This window comes from Pseudomonas sp. WJP1, from assembly GCF_028471945.1.
Classification (GTDB): Bacteria; Pseudomonadota; Gammaproteobacteria; order Pseudomonadales; family Pseudomonadaceae; genus Aquipseudomonas.
The window spans coordinates 2515187-2532568 of the sequence record NZ_CP110128.1 but is presented as its reverse complement, the minus strand read 5'-3'; the positions used below and the strand labels follow the sequence as shown (position 1 = coordinate 2532568).

The following is a 17382-nucleotide window of genomic DNA, read 5'->3' as shown; positions in this document are numbered from 1 at the left end:
GCCGCACCGGAGTACCCCATGACCCCAACCATCGAGGTGCCGCGCATCCAGCGCTTCGCTGCAAACACCGCTGGTCGGGATTTCGCGGCAGGTGACATTCATGGGCACTTCACCCGATTGCAAGCTGCGCTGGATGCGGTCGGTTTCGATCCTGTTGTCGACCGCCTGTTCAGCGTCGGAGACCTGATCGATCGTGGACCCGAGTGCAGAGACGCCCTGGACTGGCTTGCCAAGCCATGGTTTCACCCGGTGTGCGGCAACCATGACGACTTCGTGGTGCACTTCGACACGTGCGACGTCTTCAGCTGGATCTGCAACGGCGGATCATGGTTCACCGAGCTGTCGCCGTTCGAGCAGCAAGCGTTCGCGCTGCAGTTCGCCGAGCTGCCGATTGCCATCGAGATCGAGACGCCTGGCGGACTGGTCGGGATCATTCACGCCGATTGCCCCGTGCCGTCATGGGATCTGCTGCGCAACGAACTCGAATCGCCTGAAAGCGACAAGCAGCTGCGACTGGTGCAGCTGCGCTGCATGTGGTCACGCACCCGGATCCAGATCGGGGACACCGGAGGCGTCGAAGGACTTCGCGCCCTGGTGGTCGGCCATACTCCACTCAAGCAAGCGGTAGTGCTCGGCAACGTGTACCACATCGACACAGGCGGCTGGATGGACGGTCATTTCACATTGCTGGATATCGCAACGCTGGAGTGCTACCCGCCGATTGATCCTGAACCGGGTTTCGATTGGGAGCGTTGAAAGCCTTCCGGTCTAGACCAGACTCGCCGTTCGTCCAAAGCCCGGCACTCGCAATGCGCCGCTGTCTCTCATGTACAAGCACGGACATCCCGCGCATCAGAACGGAGAACCAGCATGGACATTGACGAGAATGCACTGGGCAACAGGTCGCAGCAGGACGTAACGCGGACAACGGACAACGAAACCGGCCATGACCCCAGGAAGGATGGGGCCGAGGTGCCATTGCCGCCGGACGATGAAGCGCCTGTCGATGAAGAGATGACGGATGTGAATGCCAATGACTCAGTGTCGGGTGAGCATCCGGTAGCAGGACAACGCGGTCGCGTCGACGATCCTGACGCCGCCCCACAGATGAACGATCAGGACGAAAATGACAAGGAAGCTCGCGGCCTGCCCGCGAGCGACCCGGAATCAGGTGCCTGAATCAGTTCGGAACATTCAGATGCCCGCTCAGCGCGGGCTTTTTTAAGTCCCGGATTCATCAAACTGTTAGATATTGTCGTCCTGGTCTTCTTGATCAATCGAATCAAGGTAGTCCAGGTCATCCTCTTCTTCGTCTTCATCGTCAAGAATGCCTTGAGCGTCTACTTCAACCCAAGGTTCCTCATCGTGGAATTCGTGATCGAGCAGATGGTCGTGCTCGGGCTCTGGAATATCAATCTCATCGCTCATTTACATTTCCTGCATTGACTAAATTGCGCATAGGGCACCGGAGCGCCTTTTGCAAAACTCTACAAACCGAATCACCCCGACCTTGCTTGCAACTATGCCACGTGGCGGCCTTGCAAGGCATCATGGAGATTCAAGGATGAATTCGGCAACACCAGACAGCTACCCAGCTTATCCTTATGGGATGTGCGCCGAAAATTCAGGATCGTCGGCGTTGTCGAGCCCTTACTACAGAAATTTTGACCATGTCAAAGAAGCGCCAGACAGAAACTCCAACAGCAACCGCTGCGGACATTGAAAGAGCTATCCAGGCCCTGAACAAAATGGCTGAACGATTATGGGGGGATGACAGGGAAGCTGAGGCCAAAGCCCTCCTCGATGCCTTGGACGCATTAAACCGGGCGCTTGACCGGATCAGGATTGGAGAGAGTCGCAAGACGCTCCATTGAGACAAAATCTGGCCTGCACGTGATGTGCGCACTCCCGTCACGCGTTCGTCACACTGGCCATGCACACTGCAGTCAGCCAAAGGGATTTGGCTACGTGATTGGAAAGCCCGACCTAGTGTCGGGCTTTTTCTTTTGCGGTCTGCGCCTTGGATCCTTCGCCCAGGTCATGCGAGACATTTTGCCTGCTAAGCTTTCCTCACATGAAGGAGGCCCCACCCACTGGAGGAACGGCCATGCCTGACGATCCCACCCCCGCCCTGCTCTATCGTCTCAACCAGAACATCATGGCCTTGAGCTGCGCCGTTGAGGAGCTCAGCATCTGGATTGATCAGCGCGGCGCTTCGCAAGTGTCCAACCGTATCGAGGAACATCTGGCGGTGATTACCGGAAACGCGAACTTCATAGCCGAAACCCTCGCAGAGCTGATTGCCCGGTGTAAACCTGAAGAAGAGACTGACCCTGAAGACTGAAGTCCATGCTCGCGGCAATCATTGATCGGATCAGTGAAATCAGACTTTCAATGTAGCCGATCTCACTTGGCAATCGTTCCAGATCCCACGCATCAGCTCCTTCAACATCAATGCCTCCGCCCAGCGATCCGTGATGTCATGCCCATCTGCACCCGTGATCGCATAAGGCGGCGGGCCGAGCTCGCAGGTGAAAGACAGGCTGGCGGGCGTGTCTGGTCGGGCCAGCCAATCCTCGATTCCGTAGCGCCACCAGCCCAGGAACCGTTCCAGCCAGGGTCGATGCTGGGCGAAGCTCAAGGGCACCTGGACCTGCTCGCCGTTGGCGACCCGGCCGTGAAAACCCCAACTGTGGCGCAGGATGGCATGGATCTGTTCCTCGTCTTCAGCGGTAGCCGACTCAGGCAATTCCCGGCCCACGACATAGTGGGACAAGTCGGCCAACAGCTTGAGGTCGGGCATTTGCGCGAGAATGTCGAGGGTGAACAACAGGTCGCTGGTGAGGCGATATCGGTGAGTCTCCAGCAGGATTGGAAAGTCCACCTGCTCGGCCAGGCGCTGCCAGCCTTCGATCAGCTCGATGGCTTGCGCCAGCGTGCGCGGCCGGACGTCTGCCTGTAGCGTGAGGTGGTGGCAGCCGTAGCGGGAGACGACATCGAGCGCGGCCGCCAGATCATCCACGGTCCGGGGGAACAGTTGACCTTCGATTTGCAGGCCTTGCGCCTTGGCCGCGGCGCTCAGGCGTGCCGCCTGTGGTGCCACCCAGAAATGATCGGTGATCCCGTCGAAACCGGCGGCGGCGATTTTATCCAGTTGCGCTTCAAGGGAAAGGTCGCATTGGCCACGGTGATCTTGCATGGCCCACAAGGACTGAAACACCAGGAATTCGCGCATGTCAGTTCCTCAACAATTGCTTGAGCGATACATCGGCATCGGCTAAAGCGACCACCGAGAGCACGTTTTGGCTGGCGATCAGCCGTTCGCACAATTTGATGTCCTTGGCCACGCTATTGCCCTGGCCCCAGCCGCAAGCCCCTAGCAGGTGTTGTTCGGCATCGAGGTAGAACAACAGGAAACCACCGCCCGGGGATGCCCGGCTTACCGTTGGTTCAGTGTTGGCGATGGTGCCTACGGTTTGCAGCCCCCAGTCGTACTGATCGGACCAAAAGCCGGGAATGACCTCGAAGGGCAGCTCGCCCCCCAACAGGTTCAACGCGGCGTAACGGCCCTGGGTTTCGGCGTTGCGCCAGGTTTCCTGACGCTGGAAACCCCCTTGCGGGTGCAGAGGAAATTCACAGACATCACCTGCTGCAAAAATGTCCGGCGCACTGGTGCGCAGCTGCGCATCGACGCGAATGCCCTGACCCACTTGCAACCCGGCGGCCACGGCCAACCCGGTGTTGGGTTGCATGCCGATGCCCACCACGACCAGGTCGCAGGGCAACAACTGGCCGTCGGCCAGCTGCACCGCTTCAGCGCGGATTGCGCCCTGCACCGTTTCAATCGCCACGTTCAGCCGGACATCCACGCCCTGACGGCGATGCAGTTCCAGCAGGACATTGGACAATCGCTCCGGCAGGACGCGACCTGCCAGGCGCGGCCCGGCTTCGAGCAAGGTCACCGTGCAACCCAGGGCACGGGCCGTCGCGGCGACCTCGAGGCCGATAAAGCCACCGCCGATGACCACCAATCGGGCGCCAGGTTGCAGCGAATCGCGCAGTGCGACCGCCTCGTCATGGGTTCGCAGATAAAGTACGTTGGGCAGATGCCCGGGCACGGAGGGCAGCAGCCGCGCCCTGCCCCCGGTCGCGAGCAACAGGCGGGCGTAATGCAACCAACTGCCGTCGGCCAACTGCAATCGATGCTGCGGCGGGTCGAGGTTTTTCACCGGGTTGCCGGACAGGTGCTCGATGTCCAGTTCGGCGAGTTGGGCGCTATCGCACAAAGTGCAAGTCGCCAGTTCAACCGTGCCCTGCAACAACCCTTTGGACAGCGGCGGACGTTCATAGGGAGGGTGGGATTCGTCGCCGATCAGGATCAGGCGACCGCGATAACCTTCCGCCCGCAGGGTCAGCGCCGCGCGGCCACCCGCGTGCCCGGCGCCGACGATAACCAGTGGAGCATTGATGGAACTCATGGCACAGACTCCCTGCAATTAAACGGTGATTGCGAGCAGGACACGCCCCGCCTCGACCCGCACCGGATAGGTCTTGAGGTTGACGCACACCGGCGCGCCCAGGGCTTTGCCAGTGCGGTAGTCGAAGCGTCCGTTGTGCTTGGGGCACTCGATGACATGCTCCATCACCAGGCCGTCTGCGAGGTGGATGGACTCGTGGGTGCAAAGGCCTGCGGTGGCGAAAAACTCGTCGTCTGCAGAGCGGTAGACGGCATAGGTGTGCGGGCCATGGTCGAAACGAATGACGTCCTCTTCATTTATTTCGCCCACGGCACAGACATCGATCCATTGATCGGTCATGGCGTTTTCTCTTGTAGTGGTACAGCCAGGAAGGTGTCAGGCCGGCGTTGTTTCAGCGGGTGCCTGGACGGTTGCGGCAGGTTCTGCACGCGGTGGTAAAGGCCGGCGGATGTGATAGTTCGGGTCTTTTCGCTGCTTCAAGATCGTCGGGATGATCTCCCGGAAGGCCTCGTACAGGTTGGCGTAAGGTGGCGGGCAATCGTGGCGAATTTCTTCGTGAAGCTGCGCCAGTGCATGAAAAGGCACCATCGGATACATGTGGTGTTCCAGGTGATAGTTCATGTCGAGGTACATGAAACGCAGTACCGGGTTCATATAGATCGTTCGGCAGTTGCTGCGGTGATCGAGCACGTCTTCGGCCAGTCCGACATGCTGCGTAAGACCGAACAGGTAGGAGAGCCAGCCGCCATACAAGGTTGGAAGGCCGATGAACATCAGCGGCAACCAGCTCTGCAAGTACAGCGCCGCGCCCACGACAAGCCCATAGATCACCAGCCAGACGCGCGCGTCCCTTTGCACCTTGGGCCACTCGGACTCAGGGATGAAGGTCTGCTCTTCCCCAGCCATTCGCCCGGTCGCATGCCGGCACACCGACCACATCGTCTTGATTGCATAAGGCATCCTGAAGAGGCTCAGCACCATCATGACCAGGCTCGGCGGACGCGGCTCGACAATCTCGGGGTCGCGACCGACGATGATGGTGTCGGTGTGGTGACGAGCGTGGCTCCAGCGCCAGACCTGGGGTTCGAACATGAACATGAAGCTCGACAGCTGGTAGACCGCATCATTCATCCAGCGGGTTTTGAACGCCGTCCCGTGACCGGCTTCGTGCCAACGGGCATTGGACGCGGTGCCGTAGAGCAGGCCATAGACGAAGAAGAACGGAACACAGGCCCATGAACCCCAGAACCAATAACCGCCGAACCCGGTCGCGACCATCGCCAGCAACCAGATCGCGGTATCGCGCAAAGCCGGGCCGTCGCGGCGCTGCATTAACTCCTTCATGCGTTTACGGGGAATGGGGGATTGATACCAGTTGGCCGAGACCAGGCCTTTTTGCGCGGCTTTGGCCGCTTCGGGCCCCGTCAACCGATAATCCCGAGGCGCGGGTTTAGCGGATTTTCCAGATGCTGCGTGTTGTTCAGGCATTTTATTGTTCTCCGCAAGCTTGATGGTTTAAGGCACTTGCCTGGATGCGCTATCACATCGCTTGGGAAACGATAGAGAGCCCAAAGATTGCCCTCAAGCCCTTGAATACATTCCCTATCAAGCTATCATCCAGGCCCATTGAAGCTTGATAGTTTTCTATCAAGGCGCTTGCGGGGGCCGCCATGAACAACACTAAACGCCCAACCATCGCCACGGTCGCCGAGCGTGCCGGCTTGAGTGTCGCCACCGTAGACCGGGTGCTCAATGCCAGGGCTGCGGTGAACCCGGCTACCGCCGAGCAGGTGTTCCAGGCCGCCGAGGCGGTCGGCTATTTCGCGGCCAGGCTGATCGGCCAGCGGATCCGCGAACGGCGCCCCAGCTATCGTTTCGGCATCCTGTTGCTTGGCACCGCCCAGGCGTTCTATGCCAACGTTGCCGCTGCCATCACCGAAGAGGCGCAGCGCCAGGCCGGCGCCAACTTAAGCTGTCAATTCGAGTACGTTTTCGATCGCACACCCGGCGCCATCATTGCCCAGATCGAACAACTGGCGGTGCAGTGCGATGGCTTGGCGGTGGTCAGCTTCGCGCACCCGTTGATCAATGCCGCCATCGCGCAGATCAGGGCCGCGGGCGTGCCAGTGATCGCGCTGCTGTCCGACATCCACGAGGCGGCAAATGAGCCATACGTCGGTCAGGATAATCATGTCGTCGGACGCACCATGGGATGGCTGCTGGCTCATACTTGCGGTGGCCAGAAAGGCAGCGTCGGGGTCCTGCTGGGCGGCCACCGTTTTCTCGGCCATCAGGCTCGGGTGGAGGGACTGCACAGTTATCTGAAGGAGCACGCACCCGGGTTGAAGCCACTCGAAGCGGTGATCAACCTGGACAACTGTGACGTCACCGAAGAAGCCACGCTGGAACTGTTGGCGCGCCATGACGACTTGCGGGGTTTGTGCGTGGTCGGCGGGGGCGGCGATGGCATCATCAGTGCCCTGTCGCAGTTACCGAAGCGGCCGAACCTCTGTTGCATCCTGCAGGAATCCACCGAGTTGTCGCGCCAGGCTCTGGCCCAGGGCTTGATCAGCGTGGTGATCGACTCCCAGCCGCGATTGCTGGCGGCAGCGCTGGTCGACTTGCTGGTGGAACTGCAGACCACGCCGGACTTCGATCCGGTTCGGCATCGGGTCCATATTCCGTTGCAGATCATGACCTCGGAAAACGCTCGAGGCTGAAGGTGGAGCGGCTCTGTCGCGCCCTGAGCCTGTGACTATCACCATCGGCGCCTCTACCAGCGTTGATCCATGCCGCGTCAAAGCTGTGGGAGATTGTTGTCTGAGTACCTATCCATTGCTGCGGTAACGGCCACTTATGGTTCCGCTTTTACAGCGGGTGACTTTGAAAAGCGCAAAGTAACCAAACGCTCTTGCCCCACCACTCGGTGCCTCGCCTAGGCTCGGCATGCCCTCACTCCGGCATTGCTCCGTGGGTCGCCGCGATGGGCCATCCTTGGCCCAGCGCGGCTAAACCGGCGTCCTGCCGGTTTACCCACTGCGCAATGCCTACGTTCGGCCATCGTGGTTAACGGGGCGCCCAAGTCAAAAACCAAAGCAAGGCGGCCTGACAGCCGACCTGACTTTTGCAGATACCGCAAATCCCTTGTAGGAGCCAGCGGTGCGGCGATCCGACTTGCCGGCGAACCAGGCGCTGCGGTGTGCCTGTTGTACCGCGTTATCGTTCTTCGCCGGCAAGCCTGGCTCCTACAGGGGGTCGGGTACACCCGCAAAAGTCAGGTCGGCTGTCAGGCCCCCTCGCTTTGGCTTTTGATTTTCTTGCCCCGTCACAGGCTGGGGCCCGAACGAAAAACCTCGGCATTCAGGCCGAACCGATTCATCTTGTTGTACAAACCGCCACGGGACACATTCAGCTGCCTGGCGGCCAGCCGAATGTTGCCGTGGGTATCCTTCAGGGCCGCGATGATCGCATTCATTTCATGGGCACCAAGGTCCAGTGCGGCCCGGGGTTCGGGCAGACTTCCCGGCGCAGACGGCCGCGGCCTTTGCTTGATTTCAAGCGGTAAATCACCCGGCTGGATCAGTTCGGTCACGGCCAGGTTGGTCGCCCGTTCAAGGGTGTTTTCCAGCTCACGGACATTGCCTGGCCAGTGGTAGGCGCAAAGTATATCCAGCGCCTCTGGCGAGATGCCCTGCACCGATTTGCGCAGTGAGCGTGCGCAACGAGCAAGAAAATGTTGCGCCAGCAAGGGCACGTCCTCGCGGCGCATCCTCAGTGGTGGAACTGTCAGATTCAACACATTCAGCCGGTAATACAGATCCTCACGGAAAGCCCCCTCGGCCACCGCCTGACTCAAGTTGCGGTGAGTGGCGGCGATGATGCGCACGTTCACCTGCTGGGACTTTTTCGCGCCCACCCGCGTCACCTCGCCTTCCTGCAAGACGCGCAGCAAACTGACCTGGGCATCGAACGACATGTCACCGATTTCATCGAGGAAGATCGTACCGCCATCGGCCAATTCGAACTTGCCGGCCGAACCGCCACGGGCCGATCCGGTGAAGGCGCCCTCGACATGCCCGAACAATTCGCTCTGCACCAGATCTCGCGGAATGGCCCCGCAATTGACCGCCACGAACGGACCACCGCAGCGGTCACTGCCGTTATGAATCGCCTGGGCGAACAGCTCCTTGCCAGTGCCGCTTTCGCCCAGGATCAGTGTGGTCGAGTCACTGCGACTGGCGATCCTTCCCAAGTGCAACGCATCCTGAATGGCTCGCGAACTGCCCTGAATGGTTTCGAAGGTGTAGCTGGCCTGAGTGCCGATGATCCGCCGGGTAATTTCCCGGATGCGTCGGTTCTCGCGCAGCGAAACGATGCGCCCGCCCTGCTCCAGCGGGCACACGGAGACCAGGCAGGCCAGGAGGCTGCGATCATGCAGCTCGAAGGTGCAATCGAGGTCTCTTATCCCTTCATGCTGCTGCCCTTTGCCGCCGCGCAGCAGAATCTCGCTGGTCAGCTCGCTGCGACCCAGGCGCTGGAACGGACTGCCGAGCAACTCCAGGCCCACGTGAAACAATTGCCGCGCATAGCGATTGAGCGCCTTGATGCAGCCGCGCTCATCCAGCACCACCAGCCCCTCGTTCAGCACTTCAAGCACGGTTTGTTGTTCTTCCAGCAGGGCCTGCAGCGCCATCTGCCGCGACACCGCTTCGGCGGCGGCCTGGACGGTGCCCAGGGTATGGAAATGGAACCAGCCGGGCTCTGCGGTGAGGGTCAGCATGGCCAGTGTCCGGCCCTGGGCATCGCGGATCGGCGCGGCGGCACAATGCATGCGCCGCCGACGCAGGCCGACGCCGAAGTTCTCTTCGGCCAGCACATACATCAAGCGGTCTTCGGCAAGCGCCAGCCCTGTGCAGTTGGTGCCCTGTACCGACTCCAGCAGCCGGCTGCCCACCGGGGTGAGGTCCAGGCCGCAGAAATACAGCGTCGTCCCTTCGGCATCGGTCAGATTGATATGGCCCCGGGGGTTGTAGGCGAGCAACCCTCGCATGACCTCCGCCGCCGCAGTGATCAACACACGATTGGCCGCCAGCGTTGCGGCCAGTACGTCGGGGAAGACAAACCGGTATTGGCCATCATCGGGATCGAGGCCGGCACGGACGCTGCGCAACCAGGAATCCCAAATAATCTGTCTGACCCCGGCAGGTCTGTCGGTGCGACCCTCCAGACACGCCAGCCAGGCTTGCTCCAGCGCAGCGATGGGGCCTTCGCTTAACGACGCCGGACCGAGCGCCGTTATGTAATCGAGGTCTTGCTCGCTGAAGGCCATCGGCTGTGGGATCACCATTCGCTCCTATGTTCACGTTTTTGACATGTCAGTATAGACATGTCATCAGATTGAACATGTATTTCCAACGCACCTTATTAACTCCTTAAATATCAAACACTTAAATATTGGCACAACGCTTGCTCCCCGGCTTTGTACCAGCACGGACATTCCTGCTGTCGAGTCATTGCACAACAATAAAAGGGAGTCATTTCATGAGTACATCCAAGATCATCCGCCTGGGCCTCATCGGCGCCGGCCGCATGGGCAGCTTTCACGGCGTGACCGCCGCGCGGCACATTCCCGGTGCCTGCCTGGCCGCCATCGCCGACCCGACACCTGGCCAGGCCGCTCGCCTCGCCGCAGAGCTGGGTGTGGAGCGGGTCTACACCGACCCTCAGCAATTGCTCGATGACCCGCAGATCGACGGCGTATTGATCGCCGCCCCGGCCCGCAGCCATGCCGAACTGGTGATCAGTGCGGCCCGCGCCGGCAAAGGCGTGTTTTGCGAAAAACCCATGGCCATTACCCTGGACGAAGCCGACCGCGCCATCGCCGCCGCTGCCGATGCGCGAGTGACGCTGCAGGTCGGCTTCAACCGCCGCTTTGCCAAAAGCTTCCGCACCGCCCACCTCGATGTGGTCGCCGGCCGGATCGGTACGCCGCAGTTGCTGCGCTCGCTGACCCGCGATCCGGCCCTGAACAACCCCGCCGCCTCACCACAGTGGGTGATCTTCCTCGAAACCCTGATCCATGACTTCGATACCCTGCGCTACCTCAATCCTGGTGCCGAAGCGGTCGAAGTGTTTGTCATGGCCGATGCCCTGATCGCTCCAGACTTTAAGGACAAGGGTTTGCTCGACACCGCGGTGGTCACGATCCGTTTCGACAACGGCGCCATCGCCACCGCCGAGGCGAATTTCCAGGCGGTGTATGGCTACGACGTTCGGGGCGAAGTGTTCGGTAGCGCCGGCATGCTGAGCATGGGCAGCGTCAATGACTCTGACCTGGTTCGTTACCTGGCGACTGGCATCCAGGCCGACACCCTGCGCCTGGACACCGACCTGCTGCGTGATGCCTACGTGGCCGAGCTCAACCATTTCGTCGACTGCCTGCGCAGCGGCGAAAAACCACTCGCCAGCGGTGAAGATGCCCGCGCGGCACTGGCCATTGCCCGGGCGTGTATCGAGTCCTTCCAGCAAGGCAAGGCGGTGCGCGTACAAGGAGCCCACTCATGAGCTTCATTCCATTCAAACTGGCGATCAGTGCCGAAATGGTGTTCCTCGACCTTCCGTTCACCGAACGGGTCAAACGCATTCACGCGCTGGGCTTCAGCGCCGAAATCTGGGACTGGACGCACAAAGACATCCCGGCGCTTGTGGCCACCGGCGCTGATTTCACCTCCATGACGGGCTACATCTCGGGCAACCTGACCGATCCCGACGGCATCCAGCACCTGCTCGACAGCGCACGGGAATCGCTGGCCGTTGCCGCCCAACTGAATTGCCCGAGTCTCAACCTGCACGGAACAGGCCTGGGCGATCAAGGTTTGCCAGTCAAACCGGTGGCTCACACCACCGGGCACATGTGGTTGAGCGCCTGCAAGACCCTGGAAAAAATCGCTCGCCTGGGCGAAGACGCCGGCCGAGTGTTCCTGCTGGAAAACCTCAACACCGAGGTGGACCACCCCGGCACTCCGTTCGCCCGCGCCGACGATACCCTGGCGTTGATCGAGGCTGTGGGCAGCCCGCATTTGAAGATGAACCTGGATCTTTACCATGCGCAGATTGGCGAAGGGAACCTGATCGAACTGATCCAGCGCGCCGGCAGCGCCATCGGCGAAATCCAGGTCGCTGACGTGCCCGGGCGCATGGAACCGGGCACTGGCGAAATCCATTACCCGGCCATTGCCAAAGCCTTGTTCGGCATGGGATACACCGGTGTCGTCGGGCTGGAGGGCTGGGCCAGCGGCGACAGCGAAGCGGCACTCGAACGTTTCCGGCAAGCGTTCACGCTGGAGTGAGGAACCTGCGGCGCGCTCAGACGTTGATTCCGAGCGCGCCAGCAACTTGAACTTGATGAATGTCGACTGATAACAACAAAAGGAAAACCATCATGCGTCGCTGCTCACTTCTTTTTGCCACGCTGCTACTCGTCTTCAGCCAATGGGCCGCCGCCAGCTATCGCGTCGGCGTCAGCATCGCCAGGGTCGACGACAACTTCATGACCTATGTCCGCAGCGGCCTGGAGGAAGCTGCGAAAAAGGACAACATCCAGATTCAGTTCGAGGACGCCCAAGGCGATGTGGTTCGCCAGCTTAATCAGGTCCAGGGCTTTCTCAACCAGAAAGTCGATGCTGTCATCGTCCTACCCGTGGACACCGCCGCCACCGCCAACATGACCCGCGCCGCCGTCGAAGCGCAGACGCCTCTGGTCTACGTCAACCGCCACCCGGATGAACGCGTGCTGCCCAAGGGCGTTGTCACCGTGGCGTCGAACGACATTGAGGCCGGTCAACTGCAAATGCGCTACCTGGCTGAAAAACTGGGGGGCAAAGGCACCCTCGCGATCATCATGGGCGACCTCGCGCAAAACGCCACGCACGACCGCACCGAAGGCGTCAAACAGGTGCTCAAGGATTATCCCGGGATCAAGGTTGTCGAACAGCAAAGCGCCGAGTGGCAGCGCAACAAAGGCATGGACCTGACCAGTAACTGGCTGCTGGCCGGGACGAGTTTTGACGCCATCGTCGCCAACAATGACGAGATGGCGATCGGCGCCGCCATGGCTCTGCAGCAGGCCGGCAAAACCAGGGGCGAGATTGCGATTGTCGGCATCGACGGCCTGCCCGACGGCCTGGCGGCGATCAAGCGCGGGATGCTGGTTGCCTCGGTTTTTCAAGACCCAAAGGCCCAAGCGGCCACCGCACTGCAAGCGGCGATCAAGATGGTCAAGGGTGAGCCGGTCGAGACGGATGTCTGGGTGCCCTTTCAGTTGATCACGCCGGAGCAGGTTGCCTTGTACGAGCAACATTATAAATAGCGCTTCACTCTTACCATTGACGCCGCTGATCCCGTCAGGAATCAGCGGCGTTTTTCGTTGAGTGAATCGTGTTGTGCGGTATGCCGACTAAACGCACTGGATTGCGGGGGGGGGGGGGGGGGGGACGGATTACATATCCATTTCTGCGGTAACGGCCACTTATGGTTTCGCCCTTACGGCGAGTCCCTTTTTCAAACGCCAAAAAGGAACCAAAAGGCTTTGCCCCACCACTCGGTGCCTCGCTTAGGCTCGGCATGCCCTCTCTCCGGCATTGCTCCGTGGGTCGCCGCGATGGGCCATCCATGGCCCAGCGCGGCTAAACCGGCGTCCTGCCGGTTTCCCCACTGCGCAATGCCTGCGTTCGGCCATCGTGGTTAACGGGGCACCCAGATCAAAAACAAAAGCGAGGCGGCCTTAAAGCCGACCTGACTTTTACGGGTGTAGCTGATCCCCTGTAGGAGCCAGGCTTGCCGGCGAAGAACGATAACGCGGTACAACAGATACACCGCAGCGCCTGGTTCGCCGGCAAGCCTGGCTCCTACAGGTTTCCCAAGTGACTCGCCGTAAGGGCGAAACCCTAAGTGGCCGTTACCGCAGGAATGGATATGTACGCAGTCAACAAAATCCGCATTGGCTGTCAGGACGCCTTCGCCGGCAAGTCGGATCGCCGCACCGCTGGCTCCTACAGTAAGGGCGAAAACCTGGGTGGCCGCGACCGCTACCGGATGCACCGGTTGATTGCCTGGATTCGATAAGAAGCAGATTTTGCTTTGCAGGAGGGGGGGAATTGCGAAGCGAGGGCCAGAACAGGCCCTCGCTGTATTGCAGTCAAATTCAGCGCTTGAGTTTGCGCTTGTTGCGGTATTGGTCGATGACCACCGCAACCACGATGATCAAGCCTTTGATGATGTCCTGGATATAGGCATCGACCCCAACGAACGTGAACCCGCTGGCCATCACCCCAAGGATCAGCGCACCAATGACCGTGCCGGTGATGCGCCCTACCCCGCCCGCCAGGCTGGTGCCACCGATGACCGCGGCGGCAATCGCATCCAGCTCATAGGACATGCCCATCCCGGCCTGGCCGGTGGCGGCACGGGCCGAAGCGACCACGCCTGCCAATCCCGCCAGCAACCCGGCGATACTGTAGACGATGACCAGGTGGCGCTTGACGTTGATCCCGGAGGTACGCGCCGCCTGCATGTTGCCGCCGATGGCGTAGGTGTATTTACCGTACTTGGTGTAGCGCAACGCGATATGGAAGATCACCGCCACCACCAGGAAAATGATCACCGGCATCGCGCCGTGACCGATGGCCGTGTAGGAGTCCGAGAGCATGCTCACCGGCTGGCCTTCGGTGTAGTAACGCGCCAGGCCACGGGCCGAGACCATCATGCCCAGGGTGGCAATGAACGGTGGGATCCCGGTAATCGCAATGATGCTGCCGTTGATTGCTCCTGCCAGCAGCCCGACGCCGAGCCCGACTATGACGGGAATCCACACCGGCAAGTCAGTCAGCGACGGGAAGACCGCCCGGGCGAAGTCCGAGGTCTGCGCCAGGCTGGCGGCGATCATTGCCGACAACGCCAACACCGAGCCGGACGACAGGTCGATGCCGGTCGTAATGATCACCTGGGTCACGCCAATCGCCAGCAGGCCGATGATCGACACTTGCAGGATCATCAAGACCAGCCGCTGGGAGTTCATCAGGAAACTCTGGTCGCGCACAATCCAGCCGAACACCTCGAACACCAGGCCGATGCCGATCAGCACCAGGAAAATACTCAGTTCAGTCGGAAAGCGCCGACGACTCTTGACCGGTACCGTTGCTGGCTTGTTTTCCAGTATCGCATTCATAACCACTCACCCTTCTATCGCATCGTCGACGCTGGCCGCGCCAGCGCCGGCATCCATTAGTGAACCGCGGACATGCCCGAGGCCAGTTGCATCACTCGTTCCTGGGTCGCTTCGCTGCGGTCGAGGGTGCCCATCAGGTCGCCCTCGTGCATGACCATGACCCGATCGCTCATGCCGAGCACTTCCGGCAGCTCCGAGGAAATCATGATCACCGCCATGCCTTCGCTGGCGAGGTAGGAGATAAGCCGGTAGATCTCGGCCTTGGCACCGACATCGATGCCGCGGGTCGGCTCGTCGAGAATCAGGATTCGCGGATTGGTCATCAGCCAGCGCGCCAGCAAGGCCTTCTGCTGGTTACCGCCGGACAGCGTGTCGATGCATTGCTCGAGCGACGGGGTTTTCACCCGCAGCTTCTTGCACATGTCTTCGCACAGGGCGCGCAGGGCTTTTTGCTGGATGAAACCGTGGCCGGCGTAATGTGGCAGCACCGCCATCTCCATGTTCTCCAGCACCGACAGGCACGGGAACAGGCCGCTGAGTTTGCGATCCTCGGTCAACAGGGCGAAGCCCTTCTCGATGGCCATGTGCGGATCGGTAATGCGCACCACTTCTCCGTCGAGGCGAATCTCGCCGCTGTCGCTCGGGGTGATGCCAAAGATCGCCTCGGCGACGTTGGTCCGCCCCGAGCCCATCAACCCGGCAATGCCGAGGATCTCGCCGGCGTGCAGATCGAAGGACACGTCCTTGAAAATGCCGTCGAGCTTGAGATCGCGCACCGACAGCAACAGATCGCCGATCGGCGTCTCGCGCAGCGGGAACAACTGGTTCAGTTCACGCCCGACCATCATCGAAATCAGGCTGTCGCCGTCCATGCTGTCGGCGCGTTGCAGGCCGATGTAGGCGCCGTCGCGGAACACTGCCACTTCGTCGGCGATGCTGAACACTTCATTCATTTTGTGGGTGATGTAGATGATGCCTTTGCCCTGGCTCTTGAGGTCGGCAATGATCGAAAACAGGTGGGCGACCTCCTTGTCGGTGATGGCCGAAGTCGGTTCGTCCATGATAAGGATGTCGGAATCGTAGGACACTGCCTTGGCGATCTCGACCATCTGCCGTTCGGCGATGCTAAGGTTGCCGACCTGTTCCTCTGGATCAAGGTTGATGCGCAGGCGCTCCAACAACTTCGCCGTGCAGCGGTGCATTTCCCGGTGGTCGATCATGTGGAAACCGTTGAGCTGCTCACGACCAATCCAGATGTTCTCGGCGATGCTCATGTGCGGCATCAGGTTGAGTTCCTGGTGGATCATCGCAATCCCGGCCTGCAGCGCCGCCAGGGGCGTTTCGAAGACCACCGGCTTGCCCCGCAGGCGCAGTTCGCCAGCGTCGGGCTGGTAGATGCCGGCGATGATTTTCATCAAGGTGGATTTGCCCGCGCCATTCTCGCCCATCAGGGCCAACACGGAACCGGGGCGTACCCGCAGTTGTACGTCGGACAAGGCCACCACACCGGGGAAACCCTTGCTGACGTTGACGATCTCCAACAGGTACGGCTCATCGACAGGTGTTGCGGTTGGCTGCACACCCATCAACGGGGTGCTCGAAGCAGTCGCTGAAGCGAACATGATCAGGTACTCCATCAGCAAGGTCGCGGTGCCACCTTGCGTGTTTATTGTTGTTATTGAACGGACGGACTATTTGAACTGGTCAACGTTTTGCAGCGTGATCAAGCGATACGGCACCCAGACGGCCGGCTCTACCGCTTCGTTTTTGGCCATTTTCACTGCCGTTTCGATCGAACCGTCCGCCTGGCCCTTGGCGTCCTGGAACACCGACACCACCAGAGCCCCCTTCTTCACCGCGTTCAATCCGTCAGGCGTACCGTCGACACCGGCGATCAGGATGCTGCCCTTTTCCACGCCGGCCTGTTGCAGGGCCATTGCGGCACCAATGGCCATCTCGTCGTTGTTGGAGACGACCGCGTCGAACTTGCGGCCCTGGGTCAGCCAGTCATTGACCAGGGTCATGCCCTTGTCCCTCGACCAGATGCCGGTTTGCTCTTGCTCGATCTTGATGTTCGGGTACTTGGCCAGCACCTCCTTGACGCCCTTGGTGCGGTTGGTGGTGGAGTTGTTCGCCAGGTCGCCCAGCAGGATCACGATGTCGCCCTTGCCGCCCATTTTGTCGGCCAGGTATTGCATTTGCATCTGCCCGGCCTCCAGGTCGTTGGAGGCGACAGTGACCACGCCTTTGGGCAGGTTCAGGTCATCGGGACGACGGTTGACATAGACCAGCGGGATGCCCGCCTTCACGGCAGCTTCAGTGATTTTTTTGGTCGCGGCCGTATCCACCGGATTGACCACGATGGCATCGACTTTCTGGCTGATGAAGCTTTCGACCTGGCTCAGTTGCTTGACCACGTCGCTGCGGGCGTCTTCGAACTGCAGCTTGACGCCATCGGGATAGGACTTGGCTTTTGTGTCCATGGACTCACGCAGGTAGGTCAGCCAGGTGTCATCGAACTGCGACATGCTGACGCCGATCTTCATGTCAGCGAATGCAGCGCCGCTGGCGAACATCAGGGACAAGGCGAGTGAGGCGAAACGGATCTTGGTCTTCATGAAAGGTCTTTCTCCACATTTTTGTTGGTTTTATGGATAAGGCGTGACGATTTCAGTAAGC

The 17382-nt window shown here is 60.4% G+C and carries 18 protein-coding genes; 9 read left to right on the top strand and 9 right to left on the bottom strand.

What is annotated here, in order from left to right; all coding sequences use genetic code 11:
- Window positions 1-18 precede the first annotated feature (18 nt).
- Both OH720_RS11495 and OH720_RS31845 read left to right on the top strand, forming a co-directional pair.
- Window positions 19-756: a metallophosphoesterase gene (locus OH720_RS11495; RefSeq protein WP_272605698.1), complete on the top strand. Its 738-nt coding sequence runs from the start codon at window positions 19-21 to the stop codon at window positions 754-756.
- A gap of 114 nt (window positions 757-870) precedes the next feature.
- Window positions 871-1179, top strand: a complete 309-nt coding sequence (locus OH720_RS31845; RefSeq protein ID WP_272605697.1) for a hypothetical protein — start codon at window positions 871-873, stop codon at window positions 1177-1179.
- Between the two features lie 66 nt (window positions 1180-1245).
- On the opposite strand, the gene OH720_RS11485 is transcribed toward OH720_RS31845, so the two are convergent.
- Window positions 1246-1428 carry a hypothetical protein gene (locus tag OH720_RS11485; RefSeq protein WP_272605696.1) on the bottom strand — a complete coding sequence of 61 codons (183 nt, stop codon included), beginning with the start codon at window positions 1426-1428 and terminating at the stop codon, window positions 1246-1248.
- Window positions 1429-1670: 242 nt separating this feature from the next.
- Between OH720_RS11485 and OH720_RS11480 the strand changes: the two genes are divergently transcribed.
- Together OH720_RS11480 and OH720_RS11475 are read left to right on the top strand one after the other, a co-directional pair.
- Window positions 1671-1874, top strand: coding sequence for a hypothetical protein (locus OH720_RS11480; RefSeq protein WP_032831964.1), 204 nt, complete (start codon window positions 1671-1673; stop codon window positions 1872-1874).
- A gap of 233 nt (window positions 1875-2107) precedes the next feature.
- Window positions 2108-2344, top strand: a complete 237-nt coding sequence (locus OH720_RS11475) for a hypothetical protein (protein ID WP_272605695.1) — start codon at window positions 2108-2110, stop codon at window positions 2342-2344.
- Window positions 2345-2383: 39 nt separating this feature from the next.
- Here the strand turns inward: OH720_RS11475 and OH720_RS11470 are convergent, their stop codons facing one another.
- The 4 genes from OH720_RS11470 to OH720_RS11455 are packed head-to-tail and all read right to left on the bottom strand — an operon-like array spanning window position 2384 to window position 5966.
- Window positions 2384-3235: a sugar phosphate isomerase/epimerase gene (locus OH720_RS11470; RefSeq protein WP_272605694.1), complete on the bottom strand. Its 852-nt coding sequence runs from the start codon at window positions 3233-3235 to the stop codon at window positions 2384-2386.
- Window position 3236: 1 nt separating this feature from the next.
- Window positions 3237-4478, bottom strand: a complete 1242-nt coding sequence (locus OH720_RS11465; RefSeq protein WP_272605693.1) for an NAD(P)/FAD-dependent oxidoreductase — start codon at window positions 4476-4478, stop codon at window positions 3237-3239.
- An 18-nt stretch (window positions 4479-4496) separates the two neighbouring features.
- On the bottom strand, window positions 4497-4817 hold the full coding sequence (locus OH720_RS11460; RefSeq protein WP_272605692.1) for a MocE family 2Fe-2S type ferredoxin: 321 nt from the start codon (window positions 4815-4817) through the stop codon (window positions 4497-4499).
- Window positions 4818-4853: 36 nt separating this feature from the next.
- Window positions 4854-5966 carry a fatty acid desaturase family protein gene (locus OH720_RS11455; RefSeq protein WP_272605691.1) on the bottom strand — a complete coding sequence of 371 codons (1113 nt, stop codon included), beginning with the start codon at window positions 5964-5966 and terminating at the stop codon, window positions 4854-4856.
- Window positions 5967-6148: 182 nt separating this feature from the next.
- On the opposite strand from OH720_RS11455, the gene OH720_RS11450 reads away from it, so the two are divergent.
- Window positions 6149-7198 (top strand): substrate-binding domain-containing protein, encoded by a 1050-nt coding sequence (locus tag OH720_RS11450; protein ID WP_272605690.1) that lies wholly within the window; start codon window positions 6149-6151, stop codon window positions 7196-7198.
- 605 nt (window positions 7199-7803) lie between these two features.
- Here the strand turns inward: OH720_RS11450 and OH720_RS11445 are convergent.
- On the bottom strand, window positions 7804-9825 hold the full coding sequence (locus OH720_RS11445; RefSeq protein ID WP_272605689.1) for a sigma-54 interaction domain-containing protein: 2022 nt from the start codon (window positions 9823-9825) through the stop codon (window positions 7804-7806).
- Between the two features lie 194 nt (window positions 9826-10019).
- Between OH720_RS11445 and OH720_RS11440 the strand changes: the two genes are divergently transcribed.
- The 4 genes from OH720_RS11440 to OH720_RS11425 all read left to right on the top strand — a co-directional run bounded on the left by OH720_RS11440 (window position 10020) and on the right by OH720_RS11425 (window position 13601).
- Window positions 10020-11042 (top strand): Gfo/Idh/MocA family oxidoreductase, encoded by a 1023-nt coding sequence (locus tag OH720_RS11440; RefSeq protein ID WP_272605688.1) that lies wholly within the window; start codon window positions 10020-10022, stop codon window positions 11040-11042.
- Window positions 11039-11827: a TIM barrel protein gene (locus OH720_RS11435; protein ID WP_272605687.1), complete on the top strand. Its 789-nt coding sequence runs from the start codon at window positions 11039-11041 to the stop codon at window positions 11825-11827. The genes OH720_RS11440 and OH720_RS11435 overlap by 4 nt, the downstream gene beginning before the upstream one ends.
- A gap of 92 nt (window positions 11828-11919) precedes the next feature.
- Window positions 11920-12846 carry a sugar ABC transporter substrate-binding protein gene (locus tag OH720_RS11430; RefSeq protein ID WP_272605686.1) on the top strand — a complete coding sequence of 309 codons (927 nt, stop codon included), beginning with the start codon at window positions 11920-11922 and terminating at the stop codon, window positions 12844-12846.
- A gap of 605 nt (window positions 12847-13451) precedes the next feature.
- On the top strand, window positions 13452-13601 hold the full coding sequence (locus OH720_RS11425; protein ID WP_272605685.1) for a hypothetical protein: 150 nt from the start codon (window positions 13452-13454) through the stop codon (window positions 13599-13601).
- A gap of 79 nt (window positions 13602-13680) precedes the next feature.
- On the opposite strand, the gene OH720_RS11420 is transcribed toward OH720_RS11425, so the two are convergent.
- From OH720_RS11420 to OH720_RS11410, 3 genes are all read right to left on the bottom strand, one after another.
- Window positions 13681-14703, bottom strand: a complete 1023-nt coding sequence (locus tag OH720_RS11420; protein WP_008063531.1) for an ABC transporter permease — start codon at window positions 14701-14703, stop codon at window positions 13681-13683.
- A 56-nt stretch (window positions 14704-14759) separates the two neighbouring features.
- Window positions 14760-16325 (bottom strand): sugar ABC transporter ATP-binding protein, encoded by a 1566-nt coding sequence (locus OH720_RS11415; RefSeq protein WP_272605684.1) that lies wholly within the window; start codon window positions 16323-16325, stop codon window positions 14760-14762.
- Window positions 16326-16394: 69 nt separating this feature from the next.
- On the bottom strand, window positions 16395-17321 hold the full coding sequence (locus OH720_RS11410) for a sugar ABC transporter substrate-binding protein (RefSeq protein WP_272605683.1): 927 nt from the start codon (window positions 17319-17321) through the stop codon (window positions 16395-16397).
- Between the last annotated feature and the right edge of the window lie 61 nt (window positions 17322-17382).